Consider the following 14,371-nt stretch of genomic DNA (forward strand, 5'->3'; position numbering starts at 1 on the left):
TAGGAGGGTGTCGAAAGACGACGATAGATTTGCTATCGCATGCTCCAGCTCAGTAGCGATGGCCCGGTAGCGCACGATCAGTCGCGCATATACGTCGCGCTTGGTCTGATTTTCTGCAACAATCTGAAGTCGCTCGCATTCGGCGATTTGCGCGCAGCAGGTCTAAGCCTGCATTTTTTTATGCGCCGAGTTGATATTTCTGCGACATTGGCGTCAATGCAGAAAGTGCCCACAAGCGAAAGGTCCGCCAGTTGGATGCAGGCCTATCGCACCTCGGAGCCGGACGAATTCGTGGCTTTCATCGCAGACTGTAGCCGCAAGAACCCTAAAGTCCGTTCGCCGGGTGCAGCCTGACATTCGATGCGAAGATGAATAGCGACCCGCTGGAACGTCTTGGTGCCATCGCGGGTCAGGCGTCAAAGAGGACGTAGCAGCGGAGGTCAGTAGGCGCGAGCCTTTTCCAGAGGGAAGCACAGGCATGGCGCAACGAGTGCATGCCGTAAATCCTGCCACAGCCGTTAGCGCTGTACCGGCGTCCTCCAGCACCGGCTTGGCGGCCTGGCTCGGGCTTGGCTAACCGGCCCATTGCGGGAAAACGCGTCCGCTGGTGCGGCTTACGCGACCTTCCTGTTTACGGAAGCGTTGCAATCGACCGTAGACCGCCAAACGAGTGCGGCCTAACTGCCGGCCGATCTCGGTTGCAGTCATACCGTTTTCGATCAGCGCACGGAGATGCGCCTCTTCCTCGGGCGACCACGGACGTACTTCCAATCTATTGTTGGACATCGCCAATCATCCCTGGGACAGCACAGATCACCCTGCTCACGCAGGGTTACCAGAGTTCCTCGAACGCGACGCCGATAAGATTGCCGCTCGACCAGATCAATCGGCAACTTCGAATGCTGCGATCTTTTTCAAGCATCAGTTTGAATGTGGAGTTCATATATCGCTTCGACGGAAGTTCGATTGCTGCGCCTTGATCAGACATGTTGACCACGCGGCAACGCAGACTGGCGCCGTCGCCGAACACATAGGCGACCTCGTCCACCTCGATGCGCTCAAGCTTTCGACGCTCGATCATTCTGTGCTGCCCACAACGAACTCATTCGTCCAATGTGCACCGGGTCTGGAGCAGCCGCAGTTGTCGCGCGATCTGCCTTGCCAAGTTCGATCGCTCCTTGGCGAGACTGCTTCTTTCCTCAACAATGTCGTGTCCGTTACGTTTAAGCACCTCGATCAAGGTGGCTTGGTTCTCAATGCTAAGTTGCTTGGCTGCAATTTCTCGGGAGATAGTTGTCAACTCATCGTCGCAATGTGAGGTCATGGGCAATCCCAAGGCGGGCCTGTCGGCGAGTAAAGCTACATCCTACCCCGCCGGCCCTGCGAAAACGTTACACTCGAGCCGTTCGGCTCGGTGCCGGCAAGCGGGACCAGACACCGGCTCCGTACCAGGCGCATCCTGTTACCTTCCGCAAGTCGAATAGCACCGCTATGCCGGGGCTGCGCATATTGGTTTCGACAACCGTACCGGTCTTGCGGGCCAAGTCTGGAAACTGAACGATCCCACGCTCGCGCATCTTGAAACGGGCGCCGACAACAAACCTGTCAGTCCTCTGAGTGATCATGGGTTGATCCGAGCCCCGCCTGAGCCTCACGTTGGTCTTGGGGCCTAATAGCTTCCAGCGGACAACATGCCTGGAACTCCTAAATGTAACCTGATACCATGCTTCTATGAAAGCGTACAAGCGCAACCAGGTTGAGGACGCCATTGTGGCGACGCTCGGCGCGAATGACGACACGAACGTGCTGAGGCGCCTGAAGCGCTTGTTAGACACCGACCGCGCCTTGGAGGTGCGTCCCCAATCGAACCAACCCGAACTGGCAAACTACGCGTTTGTGAGTGGCGATGCTCCGGGCAAGGGCGGCGAGATTCAGTTTTCGGAATATGAGAGCTTTGCCTTGCTGATCGGCTTGCACATGCTCAATCACAGATGGCCGCAGAAGTTTGTCGTCGAATCGTTGCGGCGCATCAGGCCTGCGTTGCAACGCCAGCATAAAAAGATCATGAGGCTTGATCCCGCCAACTTGTTCGATCCGGATCAGATCCCGCTGCAAGCTAAACCCGGGAGTCCAGCTTTGGCGACGCGCTCGCCGGTATTTTTGCTGATTTGGTCAGATCAACGGACAGCGGAAGACCCGGCCCCGGCCGTCGAGATTTTCGAGGACCATAGCGCAGCATTCCACCGCGGGATTGAAAGGCCGGGCCGGTCCACCACCTGGATCGAACTCACGCGCTCCGCACACGCGCTATCAGAACAGCTCGCCAAAACGCGACCACGCAAGCGAGGACGCAGCTAATCAGCCCGCAAAAACACGGAACACGCACATCACACATTTAATTGAACCCCATATTCAAGCTTCAAACCAAAGTTGGCGCGGCTGGTGCATGGGCTGGCGAGCCACGTGCTGAAGCGCGCAATAGGGCGCGCAGACTGAATGCGCCGAAGGGCAAACGACGATGCACCCACGTCGAATTGAAACCTATATCGACGCTTCTAACCGGCTCGCCCCCGAGCCAACATCGGCGCTGCGGCGCCGGCAAGGTCACGAAGGAGAAAACCATGACCGCACCCTCGACACCCAACGAGGTCTTCACGCAAGTGGGACCGGTCGAGCATGTTGCAATCGAAGCAATCAAGCCGCCCAAGCGATTGCTCCGCAAGCACACCGATCGCGACAAGAAACAATATGCGAAATGCATCGAGGCCTTAGGCTTGATCACCCCTGTTATCATCGATCCCGCGGGCGTGATCGTGGCCGGTTTGATCTGGTACCTTGGCGCGCTGCAGCTTGGCTTGCGCGACCTCCCGGTCATCCGGGTCACGCATCTCACGCCCGCACAACTCGAACTCTATCGGATTGCGGAGCAGCGGCTCGGCGAGCTAGCGCCCTGGGACGATCGCGCGGTCGCAGAAACCCTCAAGGAGCTCTCTCAGCTTGACCTCGGGTTTAGTCTCGAGGTCACCGGCTTCTCCCAGGGAGAGATCGATTTTCGCATCGAGAACCTCGAGTCTTTGCAGCTCGAGCCGGCTCCGGACCCGGCCGACGTCGTTCCTGCGATTGTCTCGGCGCCGGTTTCGGCTCTCAACGATCTCTGGCAAGCCGGACCACATCGGATATTGTGCCAAAGCGCGCTGCAGTCCGATTCATTCTCCACCCTCATGGCCGGCGCGCGCGCCCGCGCCGTGATCACCGATCCGCCGTTCAATGTCCCCATTCAAGGGCACGTCTCCGGCAAAGGACGCATTCGCCACCGCGAGTTTGCGATGGCGTCCGGCGAAATGTCCAACGAGGAGTTTACCGCTTTCCTAAGCGGCTATCTTCGCCGCTCGACCGAGCACCTCTCCCTGGGAGCCCTCCTCTACATTTTCATGGACTGGCGTCACTCCGCTCAGATTCTTGCCGCCGGCCAGGCCATTGGCCTCGAGCTCAAGAACATATGCGCGTGGGTCAAATCGAACGCTGGCATGGGATCCCTCTATCGCAGCCAGCACGAATTGGTCTTTGTGTTTAAGCACGGCAAAGTGTCCCATCGCAACAACGTCGAGCTCGGTCGACATGGCCGCTTCAGAACCAACGTCTGGCAATATCCCGGATGCAATAGCTTCGAACGGAGCGGCGAAGAAGGCAACCTGCTAGCCGTACACCCCACTGTGAAGCCGGTTCAGCTGCTCGCCGATGCGATCCTCGACTGCACGGAACGCAATGACATTGTTTTGGATAACTTCTTGGGCAGCGGCTCGACCTTGCTGGCTGCCGAGAGGGTGGGCCGCCGCCTCTACGCGACGGAGCTCGAGCCGCGTTACGTTGACGTCGCGATAAGGCGCTGGCAACGCCACACCGGCCAAAGCGCTGTCCATGTCCCAACCGGGCGCCTGTTCGACGAAATCGCCGCAGACAAGCAACGGGAGTGCGGGCAATGACCAAGCGCAAATCTGAAAACTATTCAGTTGGCTACGGAAAACCTCCGAAAGCGCGGCGCTTTAAACCCGGCCAGTCCGGCAATCCACGTGGTAGGCCCAAAAAATGTCTCTCTTTGACCGAGCTTTTTGCGCGCGAGATGAAGCGGACGCGACCCATTGTAGAAGATGGACAGCGATTGCGTATCCAGACAGACGAGGTACTAGTCAAGCGAGTGGTCGATCTCGCGGTCAAGGGCAATGTGAAAGTCTTGACGATGACAATGAAACTGATCGAACAAATTCGCGAAATCGAAAGTGCAAAGATCGAGCGCGATTATGACGCGATGTCGAAAGAGGAAGCAAGGGCCGCGTTCGTTCAACTACGGGACACCGTGCTGGCCGAGTTCCCCCGCGCCAGGGGGATTGCCGATTCTTTCCCGTAGTCCGGAGAAGATCCAGTTGCATGGCTGTCCGGGTAGCCTCGCGCTGGAGTCGTCTCAGATCGATCGCGGTTGGCTAGGCGAGCCTCTCCATCACCCAATCGTGCAGCCCCAGCCGCATGATGGTCGAACCGGCTCGCGACCGGTCCAGACGTGAATGTCGGAGCGGTCGTCGGGGGCGCTCAGCGCCCCCGACGGCGAAGGACAAATGAAGAAGAACTGGTCGAACTGCTCGGTGGCGTCCATCCGGCGGATATAGGCATCCAAGGTCTTTTGGCTGCCGGCAGACTCGACCTGAACTGCTGCCCGTTGGTTGATCACCGCATGCTCCAGTTCGAGGTCGGCCAACAAGGGTTTGCCGCAGCAATCCGGCGGTGCGGCCAATTTTCAGAACGAAGCCAACTGCCTTCTTACTCGCTCTCGCGGCTTAGCAAGCGAAGTGTCCGCTTCTGCTGCACCAAAGCAGCCCGGTCATAGCGCTCCAGCCCTTGAAGCCCTTTCAAATCTGACGGCAGTGGATCCGTCAGAAGCGCAGCCAACATTGCCTGCCGCAAGCTGCGGATGCGCAGCAGCGCGAGTTTGGACCGTGCAAGCGCCATCGCCGCGTCCAGTGTGACCTGATGCCCGAGCCCGGAAGCAATCGCAACGGCAAGATTCGCCGCCTCGGCAGGATCGCTGAGATCGCGCCGCGCCAGCCCATGACACAGCGCGTTGCGGCTGGACCTCGTCTTGCCACCCGCCGTTTTCGGTCCCGTGCTACGCCTGGCGTTGCTGCGATTGGCTTCGATTTGTCGAACTGACGTCATGTCAAAGCTCCTCGGCCCGGGGCCGGTTGCGGGCCCCGCACGCTGGCTCCAACGCATTGACAGATCAAGGGTTTTGGCCCGCTCTTTTAGCAAAAATGCTGCAGAAAGCACTGGCATTCCCGCGCGAAAGGAGCGTTAATCACCGGACCGGCCTTTCGGCCTTTGGACCCCGGTCTTTCCCCTCGCAGTGGCGGGGGTTTTGGCGGTGCGGCGGCAAGCCGCGTTGCCAACCCAGGAGAGACCGGTGACCACGATTGCAACCGACGGCGCCGAGGCGCCCCGCTCCGTCATCACGTTGAACCGCCACGACCGCCGCGCCTTCATCGGCGGCTCGGACGCGCGCATCATCATGGGCGACGACCAGGACGCGCTGCTGCGCCTGTGGCGGGAAAAGCGCGGCGAGATCGCGCCGCAAGATTTGTCCCGCAACCTGGTCGTTCAGCTCGGCCTCGCCACCGAAGCGCTCAACCGCGCCTGGTACCAGGGCGCCACCGGGCACGTGATCACCGACGTCCAGAAGCGGGTGCGGCATTCAGTCCACGGCTGGATGGCGGCCACGCTGGACGGCATCGTGGCCCCGATTGGTGCGGTGTTCGAGGCCAAGTTCATGCTGCCCTGGGGCTTTACCGAAGAGGCCGCGGCGGAGAAGCACATGGCGCAGCTGCAGCACAACATGTGGGTGGTCGCGGCGCGCGCGGCCGTGCTCTCGATCATCACCGGCGGCGGCAAATGGCTCGAGATCACCCTGCATGCCGACCCGCTCTATCAGCACCTGCTGCTGACGGCGGAGAAGAAGTTTTGGCGCTGCGTGCAGAGCGGCGAGCCGCCGCGGCTGTTTGGCATCGAGACCCCACGGCCGCGGCTTGCTGCCGTCAAGGTCGTCGACATGAGCGCGTCCAATGTCTGGGCCGAATGTGCGGCGATTTATCTGCGCACCCGCGACGCCCATGCCGAGCACGAGCTGGCCAAGGCCGAGCTCAAGAGGCTGCTGCCGGAGGATGCCAAGGAGGCGTTTGGCCACGGCGTTCGCGCCAAGCGCTCCAAAGCCGGCGCCGTCAGCTTTGATCCGGTTGAGATGGAGGCCGTCAATGCACCAGGCCAGTGAGCAAATCGGGGCGATCGCGGCGGCGCTGGCCCGCGCCCAAGCCGAACTGACCAACCCGGAAAAGACTCTGACCGCTCAGCTCCGCTCGCCGTTCCTGCGCGATGACGACCGCACCTTTCGCTACGCCTCGCTGGCGAGCGGCCTCGACATCGTGCGCAAGACCTTGAGCCAGCAGGAGATCGCCACCATCCAGACCACCCGGGTCGAAGCAACCAGCGGTCACATCCACCTCACCACCCTGCTCGCCCATTCCTCCGGCGAGTGGATCTCCTCGGACTGGCCGGTCTGCGCCGCCCGCGACATCGAGGCGCCGCATCGCATGGGTGCGGCCCTGACCTACGCCCGCCGCTACGCCCTGTTCGCGCTGGTCGGGATTGCCGGCGAGGATGATCTGGACGCCCCGGAGACGGTCGCCGGTCCCCCCGCAGCGCGGAGCCTCAAGGCCGCGCCCGGCAAGGGCGCGCTCAACCATGCCCCGGTGCTGCGGCCGGGCGAGTCCGCCGCACTCCGGGAGCAGCTGTTGCGCCAGCTCGACGCGCTACCCGCCAGCACCGATCTGCTCGGCTGGGCCAGGACGAGCCTCCCGCTCAAGAACAGCCTGCAGGAGCCGGATGCCCGGCGCGTCGAGGCTGCCTATCAGGCCAAGCTTGAGGACGCGGCCCGGACCCAGGCCGAGCAACCCGCCGACTTGGGCGGCGCCCCACCCCTGCCGACGGCGCCTGCCGCAGACACCGACGCCGCGCTGCAGCCCGCGCATCCCGAGACTGGGCTCGCGCACCCCAAGGAGCCGCGCAAGCGCAGCAAGGCGCACCTGCTGTTTGTCCGGGAGCAGCCCTGCCTGGTGTGCCGGCAAACGCCGTGCGATGCCCATCATCTGACCTTCGCCCAGCCGCGGGCGCTCGGGCGCAAGGTCAGCGATGAGTTTACGGTGCCGCTGTGCCGCGTCCATCACGAGGAGCTGCATCGGCATGGCAACGAGCGGGCGTGGTGGGCCAACCTGCAGATCACCCCACTGCCGGTCGCGCAAGAGCTGTGGGCGGCGAGCCCGGTCCATGGTCGGGCCGAGGGCGCGGCCGGCGCCGCAGCCATCCTCGCCAACCTCGGCGCGGAGGCCGCATCCCGATGAATGGCCCGTTCCAAACCGCATGCGAGCTGACCGCCACGGCACTCCCGGCCGAGTTTGCGGCCTTGGCGCCGCCGCCCCTGCTGCTGCCCGGCGAACATCTCGACCATTACCACGCGCTGCGCCAGGCCATCTTTGCGGACCTTGCGCCCCGATCCGCCATTGAGTGGCTGCTCGCCATCGATGTGGCCGAGCTATCCTGGGAAATCCAGCGCTACCGCATGTTGCGGCACAAATTGCTCCAGACCTCTCGCCAAAAGGCGATCGAAGCGGCGCTGCGCCACATCGACATGGTCGGGATCGATCCCGACTTCGAACCCCAGGCCGAATACTACACGCAGCAAAATGCGCTGAGCTGGCGCACTGACCCGATCGCTGCGACCGAGATCGAGGCGCGGCTGGCCGCCTATGGCTTCGATCAAGCCGCCGTCACCACCGAAGTCTACGTCCAGGCGCGCGAGATCCTGGTGCTGTTCGAAGGTCTGCTCAACGCCGCCCAAACCAAGCGCACGTTGCTGCTGCGCGAGATCAGGCATCAGCGCTTCGTCAGCGCACCGATGCGCCGGCCGCGCTGAAACATCAGATCAATATTCCCGACCGCGCACTCTCGATTCCAGCTTGCGATAAGGGACAGCTTCAGTCCGATCGCGAAAGCCCAATGCGAGCAACACCGCCGCTCCCTTCCCGGAGACGGTCTATTGCAAGCAAGTTCAGGCTAGGAAGTTGCCATTGTGCAACGCGCCAGTAGCATTCAACAGGCTGATCTCCATATCACTCGCTCCGTCGCCATCGATATCGATCTGGAGATAGTCGCTGCCCGCCCCAACATTCTGCAAATGTGCCGAAGCTTGGTTACCGCCAAGCAAGGCCGCACTGTCCACATACTCGATGTGACCGCCGGCGATGCTGATGCCCGAGAACGTAAAGCTATCGCCGCCGGCATCGAAGTTGTGAACGGTATTATCGGCAGCGCCCTGGGCGGAGTCCGCGACGCTGAGGAAGCGGATATTGTCCTCGCCTGCGCTGACGAAGATTTGATCCGGCCCCCGCGCCAGGCTTTATAAATTCGTCGACTTTGCCATCGCAGAAAAGCATTACCGCGGACCCCGTCCCAAGTTCGTGTGCATTGATTCCGAGAACGCCGCTGCCACGCCATGCCTTCGATGATGCCGAGTTAGCTGCCGGAGGATGGCGATCGTCGTATCGATAGGGCTTTAGGCCGGACTGTAATGACCCCAATGGCTGAAGAGCCACAACATTGCTCCAAAACGCTGGACTTCTGCACCGACCCGAGCGTGCATTCGACTATTCGAATCTGTCAGTGGAGTCCGATAAGTCACGGAAGCGGAAATCATCGAACCGGCCATCAAGGCGTGCCTCGCGGAGATCCATTTCAAGCTGAAGGCAGCCGAACAGGTCGCCAAGGCGGCCCAGGCGTGCCCGTAAGCAAGTGGCGTGACGGAAGCGGTTCGGGTCTCCATGGATATTGAGCAGCTGATCTACGAAGCTGGACGGCTTCATGATGCTGCCACGCTCCTTGCTCGACTGGCGCAGGATTTGAAAACTGAGATCGTTACCGTCGTCAGACCAACACGTCCAGCCAGCCGCTTGCCTTCGTGAGCCTTGCTTCAACCAACGCTTCAGGATACGCCGCTGCGCGGACCGGACGGGCCTTTCATAGCGCTCCAAGCCAGCGAGACGTTTAGCTAGCTTCGGGCTAGGACAATCCAACAACGCGGCAAGTAACTCGCGGCGCGCTCGCCGGATGCGGCCCAGCCGGCTGATTGACACGGACAAGTTCATCCAGGTGGAGCGAACTCTGTTCCAGGGCCAATCCTAGTGTGATCAGGCGCCCCGCTCGGCCTGGCTAGCATTCTCCTCAAACGCCAGACGCGAGAGTCCACGTTGACGAGCATTGCGGCTCGACCGCGTCTTACCGGCCTCCGTCTTAGGACCTGTGCTTCGCTTGGCGTTCAACCGTGCAGCCGTCCAGATTACCTGACGGCACCGCTTTTGCTCATACCCTCTATAGCGCTTTGAGAAGCTTGGTGGTGTTTCAGAATGAGCTACTGGTTGCGTCAAAAGAGTACGCTCTTGTTCGGGACAGAAGCGCGATCCGCCGCTGGCGCGCCGCGGGGCCGTTCACGGATATTGGCGAGAACGACACGCCGGCGCCGCAAGGATCCGAATTTGATCCGTATTGCGCTAGCGGTTCTCGTCCTCGACATCTTGGTCGCGCTCGTCGCCTGGACAGCCGTCGATTTCATCCTGAGATAGATCAGGTCCCTTGAGAAAGCGAAGTGAGGCCACCCAGTATGCAAGCTGGCAGACGATAAGACAAAGAACGCTGACAGCTACACCCTCGAGAAATCGAAATCCGAAGAAGTGGAGAACCAAGGCTGAGAGAATAGCGATGAGGACTGACAAGAGACCAACCGCCCAGATCCGATAGAACAAGCCGGTCAACAATCCAAGGATCGTGCTTGCTAGAAGCAAAGTGAGAATGATGGTCACATTCGGTCTCGATTGGCGTAAAGGCATTTTGCTCGTCTCGCCGATCAGCGATGCTCCATTGGAAAACTCGTTGATGTGCGCCGAGTGCGATCATCCTCTCGCAGATCGGGGCGCTCGAACAAGAACTCGTAGGCCCGAGCCGCAACAACGATTGGTTATTCTTAACCATGAAACTGCAACTAAAATTGCCTGGATACGGTTTCGATCAACACGCCATCAGTATGGAAGTGTACGTTCAGGCACGCGAGATCCTCGTCCTCTTTGAATCGCTCCTGAACGGAGCACAGCTTCGACGCCTGATGTTGCTGAAGGAGATCAACAACTTTCGACGTTCAAAGGTGGCAGACCTTGCCAAGGTTACTGGGGCGTAACAGTCAGCCAAGGCCGCCGAAATTCCACAAATAACTCTCAGAGATGAACCTCCGCATGCCCGTTGCTGCGATGGAGAACGAGTTGCCGATCGCCTACCCCTCAGAAGGTCGCACTGACTTTTTTGAGCTGCGACAGATACCGCTTCGATTCAATTGCGATCCGTCCCATTGTCTCAAGGTGTTACTCAAGGCGGATCGCAGTGATCTAGATCAGTGGTAACAGTGATGCATCAGCTTTGCTCCTGGCGGAAGTCGTCATCCGATCGACTGCAGAGCACAACCTTGTACTCCTGGTGCGCGAGGCAAAAGCTGTCCTCGTACTGATAACTTGAGTCCAGTCGTCATGTCACTGACGGACGCCTCAGACCGATACACTATCCTGCGTGCGCAGTCTGGAGCAGATTTGCAGCGTTGGACGGCGGAACGTTGCGGACTTCTAATAAGGCGTGCCGCCACGAACGAAACGAGTTCAGCAAAACTTCGGACGGCATCAAGCCGGACGGTCGACCATTGCACAGCTGCGATCCTCAGGTTGTGCTCCTCGTGGAGTCTTGGCGTTCAATGCTAACACCCCATAGACGGCGGGACCACGCGGGTACATCGGACCGCAGCCAGCACAGAGTTTTGGTGCTAATCACCCGTTGATTAACCATCCATTAACCAATTTCCATCAAGTTCCCCCTGCGGAACCGGGTGCCTCGTGCCGCTTGCATTGGGGCCCCGAATGTCTCGGCGATTTCTCCTGACAGCCATCAGTGCCGCCTGTTTGCTAACAGGCTGCGCAACTGGGCCATTAACGCGGAGCCGTGCGATTGCCTGGGATGGATTGGGCCGCAATCCCAATCTACCTTACATGGCGAGGCGCATGACCAGTTCTCCGATTCCATACGAACACAACAAGGAACGCGAGAGAGTATTAATCGACCTTCGTCCCTATTCAGAGGCGTGGTGGGCCGTACACGACGAGATTGAAGCGGAAAACGATCGGCAGCTCAGCAGGAAGTTGGTGATCTGTCATGGCTGTCTTACTCATCCGCCATCCGATTCGACTGGATCTATTTCCAGACAACAATCGAGCAAGTGAGGTGGCACGCTACGAATTCGGCCTACTCGAGCGATCCCACTCAGGGGCCGCCAAACCGAAGAACGACATTTCGACAAAGCCCTGACAACTGACGCGCCTAGTCGGCGAGCGTGCGCCCCTCCCGGCAACCTTCAGGCATCTTCCTCGTTAAGCCCAATCGAGAGGTCGAACAAAGCTATGCAACAAATGAATAATCCAGGGCACCAAGATGTGTCACACTCACGATCGTAAGCTTATCAACTCCGCCGGCATAGTGGACGAACCATTCGTCTGCCTCGGTGGGTTAGATAGGCGCTTGCATCATAACCTTTGAAAACCAACTTGTCGTGCTCAGCTGTTGAGTTGTATACACATAGGGAAGTCAGCGATCGTATCGTGTCCGCTTCCCATGCCACAGACGAAGGTGTCGTTTCCTCCGCCTCCACACACCAATCGTCGCCTCCTGCCCATCAACAATGTCATTGCCACTTGACCCTTCCATTCGATTTGCGAGATCGCTCCCGGTTCCTGTCAAGCTCCCCTGCATCAGGGTTAGATTCTCGACATTTGACAGGAGTGTATACGAAACGTCCCACACCTGAACCGTGTCGGCACCTTCGCCCGGGTTTTCGATGATAGTGATACTTGCAGCACCGACGACATAGGTCGTCCCCGGCGCCGCCGACAAGGGTGTTACCCGTCCCGCGCGGCCCATCGAGATCGATCGCATCGCTGCTCCACGATTGTGCATCGATTGCCCCACAATTGTCATAGCGCTTCCATTGCATCGCAATATACTTCGCCTGGCAATCGAGAAATTTCAGGCAAACTTTCGATGATCAGATATGCGGCCCGCATGCTGGCCATAGTGTATTGCGTTTGCGGCCAGCCCGCCTATTCGACCTACGAATCCCAAGCGGTGACGCCACCGCTGTCATTTTCACAGTTCTGCATTCAGTATCCGGAGGATTGCCAGCATCACGATGATCGCAGGATCCGAGATTTCCGCTCCTCAATTCAACGTTGGCGAGAACTTGCCCATATCAATTCAATGGTCAATTTCGGCATAGCACCGAAAGATCACGCCGCAAGTCGGCGCGACGCGGAGTGGCAGATATTCCCTTACGAAGGCAATTGCGGCGACTATGCCGTCACCAAGCGGCATCTACTGCTACAATCCGGCTGGCCCAGTTCAGCACTCCTTCTCGCAGAAGTCGTCATCCGAGCAACCGGGGAGCACCACCTCGTGCTGCTCGTGCGCGAGGGAAGAGCGGTCCTTGTCCTCGATAATCTGAGCCCCGTCGTGACCCCGCTGGTCGATGCGTTGGATCGATTCACTATCGTGCGGGCGGAGTCAGGTACGGATCCACAGCGGTGGACGCGGGAAGTCGCGTTGTTCTAGCGTGCCTCGACCGTATGGTTGTTGGCGGCTCTCATAGCGGGGAACAGAGAGAAACTCTGTCGAGTCGGAAAGTCTCATGCCCGCCGATAGTCGTCTTCAATCCGGATGATGTCGTCTTCCCCGAGATAAGAACCGGTCTGGACCTCGATCAGCTCCAGCTGGATCTTGCCGGGATTCTCCATCCGGTGGACGGCACCCATCGGGATGTAGATCGACTCGTTCTCGTGCACCGTCTTCACGGTCTCGTTGACGGTGACCTGGGCCGTGCCGCGGACCACGATCCAGTGCTCGGCACGATGGTGGTGCTTCTGCAGCGACAGCCGCCCGCCCGGCTTGACCACGATGCGCTTGACCTGGTGGCGCTCGCCATTGTCGACGGACTGATAGCTGCCCCAGGGCCGGTGCACCTTGAGATGCTCCTCGGTGACCTTCGGCGCGACCGCCTTCAGCTTCGTCACCAGGCGCTTCAGCCCGTTGGCATCCTTCTGCCGCGAGACCAGCACCGCATCCGCGGTGGCGACCACGACGAGATCGTCGACGCCTTCGAGCGCGACCAGCGCGGAATCGGTGGTGACGTTGCAATTGCGGGAATCCTCGAACACGGCGGTGCCGTGCGCGGCATTGCCTTGCGCGTCCTTCTCGGACAATTCCCACACCGCGTGCCAGGAGCCGACGTCGGACCAGCCGCATGACACCGGCACCACGGCGGCGCGCGAGGTCTTCTCCATCACCGCATAGTCGATCGAGATCGCTTTCGCCGCGCCGAACGCCTCGGGCTCCAGCGTGACGAAGCCGAGATCGCGGCCGGCATTGTTGACCGCATTGGTGATCGCCTCGACGCTTGCCGCATCGACCCTGCGATATTCGTCGAGCAGCACGCTCGCCGGGAACATGAAGTTGCCGCTGTTCCAGAAATAGCCCGAATTGACGTAGTCGGAGGCCTTCACCGCATCCGGCTTCTCGACGAAGCGTGTAACCGCATGCACCTCGCCCGAGATCACCTCACCCGGATTGATGTAGCCGTATTCGGTCGCCGGCCGCTCCGGCTTGACGCCGAAGGTGACGATGCGCCCGGCATTTGCCGCGGTGAGGCCTTCGCGGCAGGCGGCGACGAAGGCGGCATTATTCTGCACGACGTGATCGGCGGCGAGCGCGAGCACGATGGCCTCATTGACGCGGTTCTGCGCGAACACAGCGCCGGCGGCGATCGCAGGCCCGGAATCGCGCCGCATCGGCTCGAGGATCACGTCCGCCTCGATGCCGATCTCGGCGAGCTGCTCCAGCACCATGAAGCGATAGGACGCGTTGGTGATGACGATCGGCCGGTCGAACAGCGAGGCATCGGACACGCGCAGCAGCGTGTCCTGGAACGTCGAGCGGGTGCCGAAAAGCGGCAGGAACTGCTTGGGCCGCACCTCGCGCGAGGCGGGCCACAGCCGCGTTCCGGCACCGCCGCACATGATCAGGGGGATTATGCGTTTGTCCAAAATGTGACGCTCCGAGCAAACTCAGTCAAATAAATCGGCGAGTACTATATAGAGCCATGACACTACTCCGGGAGCATGAACCGAAAATAACCTTATCG

Annotated in this window: 17 protein-coding genes; 9 read left to right on the forward strand and 8 right to left on the reverse strand. The window is 60.1% G+C overall.

Translation table 11 applies throughout. From position 1 onward, the window contains the following. Positions 1-39: 39 nt before the first annotated feature. A complete protein-coding gene (locus tag DCG74_RS35200; RefSeq protein WP_172785781.1) occupies positions 40-354 on the forward strand; it encodes a hypothetical protein in 315 nt (104 codons plus the stop codon). A gap of 219 nt (positions 355-573) precedes the next feature. Here the strand turns inward: DCG74_RS35200 and DCG74_RS35205 are convergent, their stop codons facing one another. Further along, positions 574-786, reverse strand: a complete 213-nt coding sequence (locus DCG74_RS35205; protein ID WP_172785780.1) for a GcrA family cell cycle regulator — start codon at positions 784-786, stop codon at positions 574-576. 46 nt (positions 787-832) lie between these two features. Beyond that, positions 833-1,081, reverse strand: a complete 249-nt coding sequence (locus DCG74_RS35210) for a PilZ domain-containing protein (RefSeq protein ID WP_172785779.1) — start codon at positions 1,079-1,081, stop codon at positions 833-835. 650 nt (positions 1,082-1,731) lie between these two features. Between DCG74_RS35210 and DCG74_RS35215 the strand changes: the two genes are divergently transcribed. The 3 genes from DCG74_RS35215 to DCG74_RS35225 all read left to right on the forward strand — a co-directional run bounded on the left by DCG74_RS35215 (position 1,732) and on the right by DCG74_RS35225 (position 4,405). Next, the gene (locus tag DCG74_RS35215) at positions 1,732-2,358 is read left to right on the forward strand and encodes a hypothetical protein (protein ID WP_172785778.1); all 627 of its coding nucleotides are present in this window, start codon (positions 1,732-1,734) and stop codon (positions 2,356-2,358) included. A gap of 263 nt (positions 2,359-2,621) precedes the next feature. Then, complete coding sequence (locus tag DCG74_RS35220) at positions 2,622-3,983, forward strand: DNA modification methylase (RefSeq protein ID WP_172785777.1); 1,362 nt, start codon at positions 2,622-2,624, stop codon at positions 3,981-3,983. After that, a complete protein-coding gene (locus tag DCG74_RS35225; RefSeq protein WP_172785687.1) occupies positions 3,980-4,405 on the forward strand; it encodes a DUF5681 domain-containing protein in 426 nt (141 codons plus the stop codon). The genes DCG74_RS35220 and DCG74_RS35225 overlap by 4 nt, the downstream gene beginning before the upstream one ends. 90 nt (positions 4,406-4,495) lie before the next feature. Here DCG74_RS35225 and DCG74_RS35230 read toward each other — a convergent pair whose 3' ends face one another. Together DCG74_RS35230 and DCG74_RS35235 are read right to left on the reverse strand one after the other, a co-directional pair. Next, on the reverse strand, positions 4,496-4,750 hold the full coding sequence (locus DCG74_RS35230) for a hypothetical protein (protein WP_172785776.1): 255 nt from the start codon (positions 4,748-4,750) through the stop codon (positions 4,496-4,498). Positions 4,751-4,812: 62 nt separating this feature from the next. Further along, positions 4,813-5,208 (reverse strand): hypothetical protein, encoded by a 396-nt coding sequence (locus tag DCG74_RS35235; RefSeq protein ID WP_172785775.1) that lies wholly within the window; start codon positions 5,206-5,208, stop codon positions 4,813-4,815. A 244-nt stretch (positions 5,209-5,452) separates the two neighbouring features. Here DCG74_RS35235 and DCG74_RS35240 point away from each other — a divergent pair, with 244 nt between their 5' ends. Genes DCG74_RS35240 through DCG74_RS35250 form a run of 3 tightly spaced genes read left to right on the forward strand, consistent with a single transcriptional unit; the run spans position 5,453 to position 8,011 of the window. Further along, on the forward strand, positions 5,453-6,313 hold the full coding sequence (locus DCG74_RS35240) for a YqaJ viral recombinase family protein (RefSeq protein ID WP_172785774.1): 861 nt from the start codon (positions 5,453-5,455) through the stop codon (positions 6,311-6,313). After that, a complete protein-coding gene (locus tag DCG74_RS35245) occupies positions 6,297-7,439 on the forward strand; it encodes an ERF family protein (protein ID WP_172785773.1) in 1,143 nt (380 codons plus the stop codon). The genes DCG74_RS35240 and DCG74_RS35245 overlap by 17 nt, the downstream gene beginning before the upstream one ends. Then, positions 7,436-8,011: a hypothetical protein gene (locus tag DCG74_RS35250; protein ID WP_172785772.1), complete on the forward strand. Its 576-nt coding sequence runs from the start codon at positions 7,436-7,438 to the stop codon at positions 8,009-8,011. The genes DCG74_RS35245 and DCG74_RS35250 overlap by 4 nt, the downstream gene beginning before the upstream one ends. Before the next feature lie 135 nt (positions 8,012-8,146). Here the strand turns inward: DCG74_RS35250 and DCG74_RS39095 are convergent, their stop codons facing one another. From DCG74_RS39095 to DCG74_RS35265, 3 genes are all read right to left on the reverse strand, one after another. Continuing rightward, positions 8,147-8,491: a M10 family metallopeptidase C-terminal domain-containing protein gene (locus tag DCG74_RS39095; RefSeq protein WP_172785950.1), complete on the reverse strand. Its 345-nt coding sequence runs from the start codon at positions 8,489-8,491 to the stop codon at positions 8,147-8,149. A gap of 250 nt (positions 8,492-8,741) precedes the next feature. After that, on the reverse strand, positions 8,742-9,227 hold the full coding sequence (locus DCG74_RS35260; RefSeq protein ID WP_172785771.1) for a hypothetical protein: 486 nt from the start codon (positions 9,225-9,227) through the stop codon (positions 8,742-8,744). Positions 9,228-9,641: 414 nt separating this feature from the next. After that, complete coding sequence (locus DCG74_RS35265; protein WP_172785770.1) at positions 9,642-9,950, reverse strand: hypothetical protein; 309 nt, start codon at positions 9,948-9,950, stop codon at positions 9,642-9,644. A 167-nt stretch (positions 9,951-10,117) separates the two neighbouring features. On the opposite strand from DCG74_RS35265, the gene DCG74_RS35270 reads away from it, so the two are divergent. Beyond that, positions 10,118-10,321 (forward strand): hypothetical protein, encoded by a 204-nt coding sequence (locus DCG74_RS35270; RefSeq protein ID WP_172785769.1) that lies wholly within the window; start codon positions 10,118-10,120, stop codon positions 10,319-10,321. A gap of 1,898 nt (positions 10,322-12,219) precedes the next feature. After that, entirely contained in the window at positions 12,220-12,786 is a 567-nt protein-coding gene (locus tag DCG74_RS35280) for a transglutaminase-like cysteine peptidase (RefSeq protein WP_172785768.1), read from the forward strand. Between the two features lie 74 nt (positions 12,787-12,860). On the opposite strand, the gene DCG74_RS35285 is transcribed toward DCG74_RS35280, so the two are convergent. Beyond that, positions 12,861-14,273: a mannose-1-phosphate guanylyltransferase/mannose-6-phosphate isomerase gene (locus tag DCG74_RS35285; RefSeq protein ID WP_172785767.1), complete on the reverse strand. Its 1,413-nt coding sequence runs from the start codon at positions 14,271-14,273 to the stop codon at positions 12,861-12,863. Between the last annotated feature and the right edge of the window lie 98 nt (positions 14,274-14,371).

Origin of the sequence: Bradyrhizobium sp. WBAH42 (assembly GCF_024585265.1) — a bacterium.
In the GTDB taxonomy this organism is placed as follows: Bacteria; Pseudomonadota; Alphaproteobacteria; order Rhizobiales; family Xanthobacteraceae; genus Bradyrhizobium.

What these genes read in the sequence shown, in the direction of transcription:
- DCG74_RS35200 (WP_172785781.1), top strand. Translation starts at nt 40, where the DNA reads ATGCTCCAGCTCAGTAGCGATGGCCCGGTAGCGCACGATCAGTCGCGC.
- DCG74_RS35205 (WP_172785780.1), bottom strand. Translation starts at nt 786, where the DNA reads ATGTCCAACAATAGATTGGAAGTACGTCCGTGGTCGCCCGAGGAAGAG.
- DCG74_RS35210 (WP_172785779.1), bottom strand. Translation starts at nt 1,081, where the DNA reads ATGATCGAGCGTCGAAAGCTTGAGCGCATCGAGGTGGACGAGGTCGCC.
- DCG74_RS35215 (WP_172785778.1), top strand. Translation starts at nt 1,732, where the DNA reads ATGAAAGCGTACAAGCGCAACCAGGTTGAGGACGCCATTGTGGCGACG.
- DCG74_RS35220 (WP_172785777.1), top strand. Translation starts at nt 2,622, where the DNA reads ATGACCGCACCCTCGACACCCAACGAGGTCTTCACGCAAGTGGGACCG.
- DCG74_RS35225 (WP_172785687.1), top strand. Translation starts at nt 3,980, where the DNA reads ATGACCAAGCGCAAATCTGAAAACTATTCAGTTGGCTACGGAAAACCT.
- DCG74_RS35235 (WP_172785775.1), bottom strand. Translation starts at nt 5,208, where the DNA reads ATGACGTCAGTTCGACAAATCGAAGCCAATCGCAGCAACGCCAGGCGT.
- DCG74_RS35245 (WP_172785773.1), top strand. Translation starts at nt 6,297, where the DNA reads ATGCACCAGGCCAGTGAGCAAATCGGGGCGATCGCGGCGGCGCTGGCC.
- DCG74_RS35250 (WP_172785772.1), top strand. Translation starts at nt 7,436, where the DNA reads ATGAATGGCCCGTTCCAAACCGCATGCGAGCTGACCGCCACGGCACTC.
- DCG74_RS35270 (WP_172785769.1), top strand. Translation starts at nt 10,118, where the DNA reads ATGAAACTGCAACTAAAATTGCCTGGATACGGTTTCGATCAACACGCC.
- DCG74_RS35280 (WP_172785768.1), top strand. Translation starts at nt 12,220, where the DNA reads ATGATCAGATATGCGGCCCGCATGCTGGCCATAGTGTATTGCGTTTGC.